Genomic DNA, 10,297 nt, shown 5'->3' with positions numbered 1-10,297 from the left:
CTCCTTGTCGAGGCGCGGAGAGGTACCGGGTGGTTCAGGGGCGTACGGGCGGGGGGCGTCATGACTTGCCGAACTCCGTCTGGATGATGTCGAGGAGGTCGTCGACGGACGCGGACTCCAGGTCGCTGTCCGCCTCGCCGCCGGCGGCCCCGCCGCCCGGGCCGCCGCCCGCCGCGTGGCCGTTCTCCGCCCCGTACGGCGCGGATCCGTCGAGCCGCTGGAGCATCGTCCGCAGCCGCTCCCCGGCCTGGCGCCGCACCTCCTCGTCCGCCAGCGCCGCGCCGCTCAGCGCACCGTCGAGCCGCGCCAGGTCGGCGAGGATCGACTGTCCCGCGGCGTCGGGGCCGCCGAGTTCTTCGCGCAGGCAGGTGGCGAGGGCATCCGGCGTCGGGTAGTCGAAGACGACGGTCGTCGGCAGCCGCAGCCCGGTCCTGGAGTTGACGCGGTTGCGCAGCTCGACGGCGGTGAGCGAGTCGAAGCCCAGGTCGTTGAAGGGCTTCCCGGGCCGTACGCCGTCGGCCGACGCGTGCCCGAGCACGCCCGCGACCTCCGTACGCACCAGGTCCAGCAGCTCGCGCTGCTGCTCCTCGCGGGTACGGCCCGCCAGCAGCGACCGCAGCCGCGCGGCGGCGTCGGTGCCCGCGGCCTCCGGCTCGGCCTCCTCCCGCGCGCCCAGCACCGCGCGCGCCTCCGGGAGTTCGCCGAGCAGCGGGCTGTGCCGCCGGGACGTGAACGCGAGGGTGAACGCCGACCAGTCGATGTCGGCGATCGTCGTCGGGGCCTCGTCCGCCCGTACGGCCTCGGCCAGGGCCGCCACCGCGGCGCCCGGGTCGAGGCCGCGGATGCCGCGGCGCAGCAGCCGCCGGGAGCTCTCCCCGTCGCCGGCCATGCCCTCGCCGCTCCACGCGCCCCAGGCCACCGCGGTGGCCGGGAGGCCGCGGGCGCGGCGGTGCTCGGCGAGCGCGTCGAGGTAGGCGTTGCCCGCGGCGTACGCGCCCTGCGCTCCGCTGCCCCACACGCCGGCGGTCGACGAGAAGAGCACGAAGGCGCTGAGCCGGCTGCTGCCGTCCGCGTCCTGGGTCAGCTCGTGCAGGTGGCGGGCGGCGAGGGACTTGGGGCCCAGGACTTCGGCGAAGTGCTTGGCGTCCAGATCCGCGAGCCCGCGGTCCGCGCTGACGCCGGCCGCGTGCAGCACCGCGGTCAGCGGGGTCTCCTCGGGTACGCCGGCCAGCAGCGCGGCGAGGGCCGCCCGGTCGGTGACGTCGCACGCGGCGATCGTCACCTCGGCGCCGAGTCCGGTGAGTTCGCTGCGCAGCTCGTCGGCGCCGGGGGCGGCGGGGCCCCGGCGGCTGACGAGGAGCAGGTGCTCGGCGCCGTTCGCCGCCAGCCAGCGGGCGGCGTGGGCGCCGAGTCCGCCGGTGCCGCCGGTGACGAGGACGGTGCCGCGGGGCGGCCACTGGGCGTCCGCCTTGCGGGCGGGCGTCGTACGCCTCAGCCGCCGCGCCCGCGGCCCGTCGGCCCGTAGCGCGATCTGGTCTTCCGCGGGCGCGCCGGAGCCGTCCGGCGCGCCGCCGAGCAGGCCGGCCAGCTCGGCGCGCCCGCGCGCGTCGAGGCCGGCGGGCGTGCCCGGAAGGTCGATCAACCCGCCCCAGCGCGCGGGCTCTTCGAGCGCCGCGGCCCGGCCGAAGCCCCACACCAGGGCGGCCTCCGGGTTCCCGAGCGGGTCGCCGTCGCCCACGGACACGGCTTGGCTGGTGGCGGCCCACAGGGGGGCGGTCACGCCGGCGTCGCCGAGTGCCTGGGTGAGGAGGACGGTCGCGGTCAGCTCCTCCGGTACGCCGTCGGCGGCCGGGTCAGCGGTGGTCCCGGCGGTGTCAGCGCTGCCCGCGTTGTCGGCGCGTACGGCCAGCAGCGACAGGATCCCCCGCGGCTGCCCGGTCTCCTCGATCCGGCGGGCGAGCTGCTCGGCGAGCGGCGCGCGCTCCGTGCCCGCGGCGATCTCGACGGCGGCGACCTGCGCCCCGGCATCCCTGAGCGCCGTCGCGCAGAACTCCGGCCACTCCCCGGCCCGTCCGCCGGCCGGCACCGCGAGCAGCCAGGTGCCGTCCAGCACGGCGCCGCCGCCCCGGGGCAGGCGCGCCCAGGACGTCCGGTAGTGCAGGCCGGAGTCCGCCGGGGCCGCAGCGGCGGGCTCCACCGGGTCGATCCAGTGGCGGCGGCGCTGGAAGGCGTACGTGGGCAGCTCGACCGTGCGTCCGCGCGGCAGCACGTCCGTCCACCGCGGGCCCGCGCCGACCGCGTGCAGCTCGCCCATGGCGTGCAGGAGCGCGGTGGGCTCGTCGGACGGGGGCGCCGGCGCATCGCCGTCCCCGGCCTTGCGGGCCGGGCGCAGCGACGGAATCGCCGCGGCGTCGCCCTCGCCCGGCAGAACCGCCCGGGCGAGCGCCGTCAGGGTGGCGCCGGGGCCGATCTCCAGGAAGGTGGTGGCGCCCTCGCCGACGAGGTGGGCGAGGCCCTGGTGGAAGCGGACAGGGCGGCGGATGTGCTCGGCCCAGTACGCGGCGTCGGTGAGTTCGTCGGCCGTGGCCGCGGCTCCGGTGACGTTCGACACCACCGGGAGGTCGGGCGCACGGTACGTGAGCCCGCCCGCGATGCTCGTGAACTCGGCCAGCACGGGGTCCATCTGCGCGGAGTGGAAGGCGTGGCTCACCTTCAGCCCGCGGGTGCGGATCCCCGCCGCGTCCAGCTCCCCGGCGAGCGCGGCCAGCGCGTCGGCCGGTCCGGCGAGCACCGTCGCGGCGGGGGAGTTGTACGCGGCGATCTCCGCCCGCCCGTGCCGCTCCAGGTGCTCGGCCAGAGCCTCTGGGCCGGACTGCACGGCGAGCATGCCACCGGTGCCGTGGGGGAGTTCGTTCATCAGCCGCGCGCGGGCCGTGACGAGCCGGGCCGCGTCGGTGAGGGAGAGCACGCCCGCGACGTGCGCGGCGGTCACCTCGCCGATGGAGTGGCCGATGAGGTGGTCCGGTTGCACACCCCACGCCCGGAGCTGCCGGGTGAGCGCCGTGTGCAGGGCGAACAGGCCCGTCTGGGTGTAGAGGGTCTGGTCGAGCAGCGCGGACCCGTCGTCGGCCGCGTCGGCGAACATCACGTCGCGTACGGGGAGATCGAGGTGCACGTCGAGCGCCGCGCACACCTCGTCCAGGGCCTCGGCGAACACCGGAAGCGCCTCGTACAGCTCGCGCCCCATGCCGGGGCGCTGGCTGCCCTGCCCCGAGTACATGAACACCAGCCCGCCGGGCCGCTGCTCGCTCCGGGTACGGATCACGCCGGGCGCGCTCCGGTCCTGCGCCACCTCGCGCAGGCCGTCGAGAAGTTCCGTACGGTCGCGGCCGAGGACGGTGGCGCGGTACGGCAGGGCGGTGCGCCGCGAGGCCAGCGACCACGCCAGATCGGGCGCGCTCAGCTCAGGCCGCGCCTGGACGCGCTCGGCGAGCCGGGCGGCCTGGGCGCTCAGGCCCTCCGGGGTCGCGCCGGAGACCAGCCAGGGCAGCGCCGCCCCGGCCGGCTGCGACGGCTCGGCCGGCGCCTCCTGCGCGACGGCCGGCGCCTCCTCCAGGATGACGTGCGCGTTGGTGCCGCTGATGCCGAACGCGGACACACCCGCTCGTCGCGGCCGGCCGGCCCCGGCGCGCGGCCACTCCCGCTCCTCGGTCAGCAGCGAGACGACGCCCGCGTCCCACTCGACGTGCTGCGACGGCTCGTCGACGTGCAGCGTGCGCGGCAGCACACCGTGCCGCATGGCCTGGATCATCTTGATGACCCCGGCGACGCCGGCCGCGGCCTGTGTGTGCCCCAGGTTGGACTTCACCGAGCCCAGCCACAGCGGCTGTTCGGCCGAGTGCTCGCGGCCGTACGTCGCCAGCAGCGCCTGCGCCTCGATCGGGTCGCCGAGCGTCGTGCCGGTGCCGTGCGCTTCGACGGCGTCCACCTCGGCGCCGGTCAGCCGGGCGTTGGCCAGGGCCTGCCGGATGACGCGCTGCTGGGCGGGGCCGTTGGGGGCGGTGAGGCCGTTGGAGGCGCCGTCCTGGTTGATCGCGGAGCCGCGGAGGACCGCGAGCACCTGGTGTCCGTTGCGCTCGGCGTCCGACAGCCGCTCCAGCAGCAGCACCCCGGCGCCCTCACCCCAGCCCGTACCGTCGGCGGAGTCCGCGAAGGACTTGCAGCGGCCGTCCGGGGCGAGGCCGCGCTGCCGGGAGAACTCCACGAAGACCGCGGGCGTCGACATCACGGTCGCGCCGCCGGCCAGCGCCAGCGTGCACTCGCCGTTGCGCAGGGACTGCGCCGCGAGGTGCAGTGCGACCAGCGACGACGAGCAGGCCGTGTCGACGGTCAGCGCGGGCCCCTCGAAGCCGAAGGTGAACGCGATCCGCCCCGACGCCACGCTCGGCGCGCTGCCGTTGCCGACGTACCCCTCGTACTCCGCCGGGGTGCGCAGCAGCAGCCGGCCGCCGTAGTCGCTGTACATGATCCCCGCGAACACGCCGGTCGAGGAGCCGCGCAGCTCGTCGGCGGGGATGCCTGCACCCTCGACGGCCTCCCAGCACAGCTCCAGCAGCAGCCGCTGCTGCGGGTCCATCGAGGCCGCCTCGCGCGGCGAGATCCCGAAGAACTCGGCGTCGAACCGGTCGGCGTCGTGCAGGAAGGAGCCGGCCCGCGTGTACGTGGTGCCCGGGCGCTCCCCGCTCGGGTCGTAGATCGCGTCGATGTCCCAGCCGCGGTTCTCGGGGAACGTGCTGGTGCCCTCGGCGCCCCGGCTGAGGAGGTCCCACAGGTCGGCGGGGGAGTCCACGCCGCCGGGGTAGCGGCAGGACATGGCGACGACGGCGATCGGGTCGTCGTCGCCCGCGCGGGCGGCGGCCGTCGGCGCGGCCGGGGCGGCGGCCTCCTCGGACTCCAGCAGCTCCGCGCGCAGATGGTCGGCGAGCGCCTGGGGCGTGGGGTGGTCGAAGACCGCGGTGGCGGGCAGCCGGCGGCCGGTGGCGGCGCTGAGCTGGTTTCGCATCTCGACCGCGGTGAGCGAGTCGAAACCGAGGTCGCGGAAGGTCTGCCCCGGGCTCACCGACTCGCCCTCGGGCAGGCCGAGCGCGAGCACGGCGGTGCGGCGTACGAGCGCCAGCAGCGTGCGGTCCTGCTCGGCGCGGCCCAGCGCGGCGAGCCCGGCGAGCGGGTCGGCGGCCGGGGCCGAGGTGACGGCGGCCCCCTCGGCGGGGGCGGCGGGCGCGGGTGCCTGCGTGCGGAGTACGGCGGGCAGCGTCCCGGCGCGGGACTGCGTGCGCAGTGCGCGGCGGTCGAGGACCACGGGGGCGGCCAGCGCGACGGGGCTGCGCAGCGCCGTGTCCAGCAGCGCCAGCGCCCGGCTCGCGGGCATGGCGCGTACGCCGGCGCGGGCGATGCGTGCCCGGGCCGCCCGGTCCAGGCCCCCGCCCATGCCGCCCTGCTCCCACAGACCCCAGGCGAGGCTGACGGCGGGCAGCCCGCGAGCGCGGCGGTGCTGCGCGAGGGCGTCCAGGAAGCTGTTCGCGGCGGCGTAGTTGGCCTGGCCGGGGGTGCCGACCACGGACGCGAACGACGAGAACAGCACGAAGGCCACCCGCGGCAGCTCCGCGGTGAGCCGGTGCAGGTGCCAGGCGCCGTCCGCCTTCGGCCGCAGCACGGCGTCGAGCTGAGCGGGCGTCAGCTCGCCGACGGTCGCGTCGTCCAGCACGCCCGCCGCGTGCACCACGGCGGTCAGCGGGTGTTCCGACGGGATCCGGGCCAGCGCCTCGCGGAGCGCGTCCGCGTCGGCGACGTCGCAGGCGGCGAAGGCCACCTCGGCGCCGAGTCCGGTGAGTTCGGCGCGCAGCTCGCCGGCGCCGGGGGCGGCCTCGCCGCGGCGGCTGACGAGGAGCAGGCGGCGTACGCCGTGGGCCGAGACGAGGTGCGCGGCGACCTGCCCGCCGAGCGTGCCGCTCGCGCCGGTGACCAGAACGGTGCCCTCGGGGTCGAGGGCCGCGGGTCCTTCCGGCACGATCCGGGTGAGGCGTGGGGCGAGGAGGGCGCCGTCGCGGATCGCGAGCTGCGGTTCGCCGGCCGCCAGCGCGGCCCGTACCGCGTCCGCGACGGGAAGCGCCGGCCGCTCCGCCGGGTCGTCGTCGACGAGCACGATCCGGTCCGGGTGCTCCGACTGCACCGAGCGCAGCAGCCCCCACACCATGGCGGACTCCAGCGCGGGTACGTCCCCGGCCGCGTCCGCGCCGACCGCGCCGCGGGTGACCACGGCGAGCCGGCTGTCGGCGAAGCGGTCGTCGGACAGCCACCGCTGCACGGCGGCCAGCATCCGGGCGACGGTCGTACGCGCCCTCTCCGCCGTCGCGTCGTCGGGACCGTCCGCGCCGGGGCACCGTACGACGACCACGCCCGCCCGCTCGGGAACGGTCCCCGCGGCGAACGCGTCGAGGTCCGTCTCCCACAGCTCACCGCCGTCCGCCGCCTCCGGCGCGGGGTCGAGCCGCCGCCACTCGACCCCGTACAACGGGTCGGCGGACACCGCGCCGAGGCTGTCGGCGGGCACCGGCCGCAGCGCCACCTCGTCCACCCGCAGCACCGGCGTGCCCGCGGCGTCGGCGAGGTCCAGGGCGACGGTCTCCGGGCCGGTGGGCGTCACCCGGGCGCGCAGCGCCGCCGCGCCTGGCCGCGCCAGCAGCCGGACGCCGGACCAGGCGAACGGCAGCCGCAGCTCCGTCCCGGAATCGTCAAGCAACGCGACGGTGTGCAGCGCGGCGTCGAGCAGCGCGGGGTGGATGCCGTACTCGTCGAGATCCGCGTGCTGCGCCTCGGGCAGCGCCAGGTCGGCATACAGGTGCTCGCCGTCGCGCCACACCGTGCGCAGCGATCGGAAGGCAGGGCCGAAGCGCATCCCGCGCTCGTGCAGCCGGTCGTACAGGTCGTCCACGACCGCGGCGGGCTCACCAGGCGGCGGCCAGGCCGTGCCGTCCCAGGCACCCGGGGCCGCCCCCGCGTCGGGCGCCACCGCGCCCGTCGCGTGCAGCGTCCACGCGGTGTCCCCGGCGAGATCGGCGGTGTCCCCGGCCGCCTCGGCGGGGTCCGGCTCGGGGCGGCCGTAGAGGGAGAGGGTCCTGCGGCCGTCGGCGTCGGGGGCGTCCACCGCCACCTGGAGCTGCAGCGCGCCCTCCGCGGGAAGCACCACAGGCTGGCGCAGCGTCAGCTCCTCGACGCGCGCGCAGCCCACGTGCCGCGCCGCGCACAGCGCGATCTCCACCGCGCCCGTGCCCGGCAGCACCACGGTGGTGCCCAGCACGTGGTCCGCCAGCCAGCCGGGCGTACGCGCGCTGATCCGGCCGGTGCACACGGCTCCCGGCCGCTCGGCGTCCGCCGTCTCCAGCACCGCGCCGAGCAGCGGGTGCCGGGTGACCCGTACGCCCGGCTGGCCGGCGGCCGGACGCGCCTGCCGCAGCCAGTACGGCCGCCGCTGGAACGCGTACGTCGGCAGCTCGGCCGGCCGGCCCTCGCCGTGCAGCGGGCGCCAGTCCACCTCGGTGCCGTGCACGTGCAGCCGGGCGACCGCGGCGAACAGGGCGGGGACCTCGGGGTGGTCGCGGCGCAGCGCAGAGGTGACCACGGCCGGCTCGCCGCCCGGTTGTGCCGGGTCCGCCTCGTCGAGCACCGCCTGCGTGAGGGTGCTGAGGGTGGCGTCGGGGCCCAGTTCCAGGTACGTCGTCGTACCCAGGCGGGCGAGGCCGGCGACGCCCTGGTGGAAGCGGACGGGCCGGCGGATGTGCTCGGCCCAGTACGCGGGGTCGTGGTGCTGCCCGTCCGTCGCGGGCAGACCGGTGACGTTGGAGATGACCGGGATCTCCGCCTCGCCCGGGGCCTGCCGCTCGAAGAGGTCCGTCAGATGGCGCGCGAAGGCGTCGAGGACCGGCTCGGTGTGCGCGGTGTGGAAGGCGTGCGCCACCTTCAGCCGCCTGGCGCGGATCCCGGCGTCCGCCAACTCCCGTGCCAGCGCGTCCAGCGCGTCGAGCGGCCCGGCCAGCGTGGTCGCGGCCGGGGAGTTGTACGCGGCGATCTCCACCCCCGCGTGCCGCTCCAGATGCCCGGCCAGCGGCTCGGGTCCAGACCGTACGGCGAGCATGCCGGTGCCCTCGGGGAGCGAGTCCATCAGCTTCGCACGGGTGGCGACCATGTCCGCGGCGACGTCGAGCGGGAAGACCCCGGCCACGTGCGCGGCCGACAACTCGCCCACGGAGTGGCCGATGAGGTGGTCGGGCCGCACCCCCCACGACCGGAGCAACCGGGCCAGCGCGGTGTGCACGGCGAACAGCGCGGGCTGGGTGTAGAGCGTGTGCTCCAGCAGCGCCGCCCGCTCGGTGCCCGCGGCGGCGAACATCACCTCGCGTACGGGGACGTCGAGATGTGCGTCGAGCGCCGCGCACACCTCGTCCAGCGCCTCGGCGAAGACCGGGAACGCCTCGTAGAGCTCGCGCCCCATACCGGGGCGCTGGCTGCCCTGCCCGGAGAACATCAGCGCCAGCCGCCCGCTCTGCTGCACGCCGGTGACCAGCCCGGCGGCGGCGTCGCCGCGGCCGAGGGCGTCGAGCCGGCCCAGCAACTCGCCGCGGTCGGTGCCGAGGAGCACCGCGCGGTGCCCGAGCGTGGCCCGGGAGGTCGCCAGCGCGTGGCCCACCGCGTCGACGGAGAGCTCCGGACGGGAGCGCAGGTGGCCGGCCAGCCGGGCCGCCTGGGCGCGCAGCCCGTCCGCGGTGGCGGCGGAGACCAGCCACGGTCCTGCGGGACCGCCGGCAGCCGCCGCCCATGCCTGCTCCGGCTCGTCGGCCGGGGGCTGCTCCAGGATCACGTGCGCGTTGGTGCCGCTGATCCCGAACGCCGACACCGCGGCCCTGCGGGCGCGTTCCCCGCCGCGCCACGGCAGCGCCTCGCCGAGCAGCGCGAGCGTCGCCGGGTCCCAGTCGACGTGCGGGCTGGGTGCGTCGGCGTGCAGCGTACGGGGCAACTCCCCGTGCTCCAGCGCCAGTACGAGCTTCATCAGCCCGGCCACGCCCGCGGCGGCCTGCGTGTGCCCGATGTTCGACTTGACCGAGCCGAGGTACAGCGGCGCCCCCGCGGCGGCCCGGCCGCGGCCGTAGACCTCCAGCAGCGCCTGCGCCTCGATCGGGTCGCCCAGCTCCGTGCCCGTGCCGTGTGCCTCGATCGCGTCGACATCTGCGGCGCCGAGCCCGGCGTCGGCGAGGGCCGCGCGGATCACCTTCTCCTGGGCCTGCCGGCTCGGCGCCGTCAGCCCGTTGGAGGAGCCGTCGGAGTTGACGGCGCTGCCGCGGATCACGGCGAGCACGCGGTGGCCGTTGCGGCGGGCCGCGCTCAGCGGTTCCAGCAGCACGACGCCCCCGCCCTCGGACATGCCCATGCCGTCGGCGCCCGCGCCGAACGCCTTGCAGCGTCCGTCGGCGGCCAGCACCCCCTGCCGGCTCATCTCCGTGAAGGGACCGACGGTGGAGAACACCGTCGCCCCGCCGGCCAGCGCCATCGTGCACTCGCCGCGGCGCAGCGCCTGCACGGCGAGGTGCACCGCGGTCAGCGACGTGGAGCACGCGGTGTCCACGCTCACGGCCGGGCCTTCGAGCCCGAGCGTGTACGCGAGCCGGCCGGACAGCACGCTGAGGACCGTGCCGGTGAGCAGGTGCCCGCCCACCTGCGCGGCGGCGTCGCCGAGCAGCCCGCCGTACTCGGTGGGGTTGCTGCCCACGAACACGCCCGTACGGGAGCCGCGCAGCGCGTGCGCGTCGATCCCGGCCCGCTCCACGCTCTCCCACGCCAGCTCCAGCAGCAGCCGCTGCTGCGGGTCCATGGCCAGCGCCTCGCGCGGCGAGATGCCGAAGAACGCCGCGTCGAAGCCGGCGATGTCGTCCAGGAAGCCGCCCTCGCGCACGTACGAGGTGCCGGGCCCGCCGAGGTCCGGGTCGAAGTGGTCGTCCAGGTGCCAGTCCCGGTTCGCGGGCATGGCGGAGATGGCGTCCCGGCCGTCCCGCAGCAGCTCCCACAGCCCCTCGGGGCTCTGTACGCCGCCGGGGAGGCGGCAGGCCATGCCGACGACCGCCACCGGCTCCCGGCGCTGCTCCTCCACCTCGCGCAGCCTGCGCGTGGTGCGGCGCAGGTCCACGGTGAGCCGCTTGAGGTAGTCGCGCAGCTTGTCTTCCTCGGCCATGGCCGGAACTGCTCCTCT

General features: G+C 77.0%; 1 protein-coding gene. It reads right to left on the bottom strand.

The genetic code is table 11. The features are described from left to right. Window positions 1-58: 58 nt before the first annotated feature. A complete protein-coding gene (locus OG946_RS01500; protein WP_326794335.1) occupies window positions 59-10,279 on the bottom strand; it encodes a type I polyketide synthase in 10,221 nt (3,406 codons plus the stop codon). Window positions 10,280-10,297: the final 18 nt, after the last annotated feature.

Origin of the sequence: Streptomyces sp. NBC_01808 (assembly GCF_035917395.1) — a bacterium.
Classification (GTDB): Bacteria; Actinomycetota; Actinomycetes; order Streptomycetales; family Streptomycetaceae; genus Streptomyces.
The sequence above is the reverse complement of the archived record's forward strand: the minus strand, read 5'-3'. Positions and strand labels throughout refer to the sequence as shown.

Bases quoted from the DNA above. Each gene is read 5' to 3' on its own strand.
- OG946_RS01500 (WP_326794335.1), bottom strand. From the start codon at position 10,279: ATGGCCGAGGAAGACAAGCTGCGCGACTACCTCAAGCGGCTCACCGTG.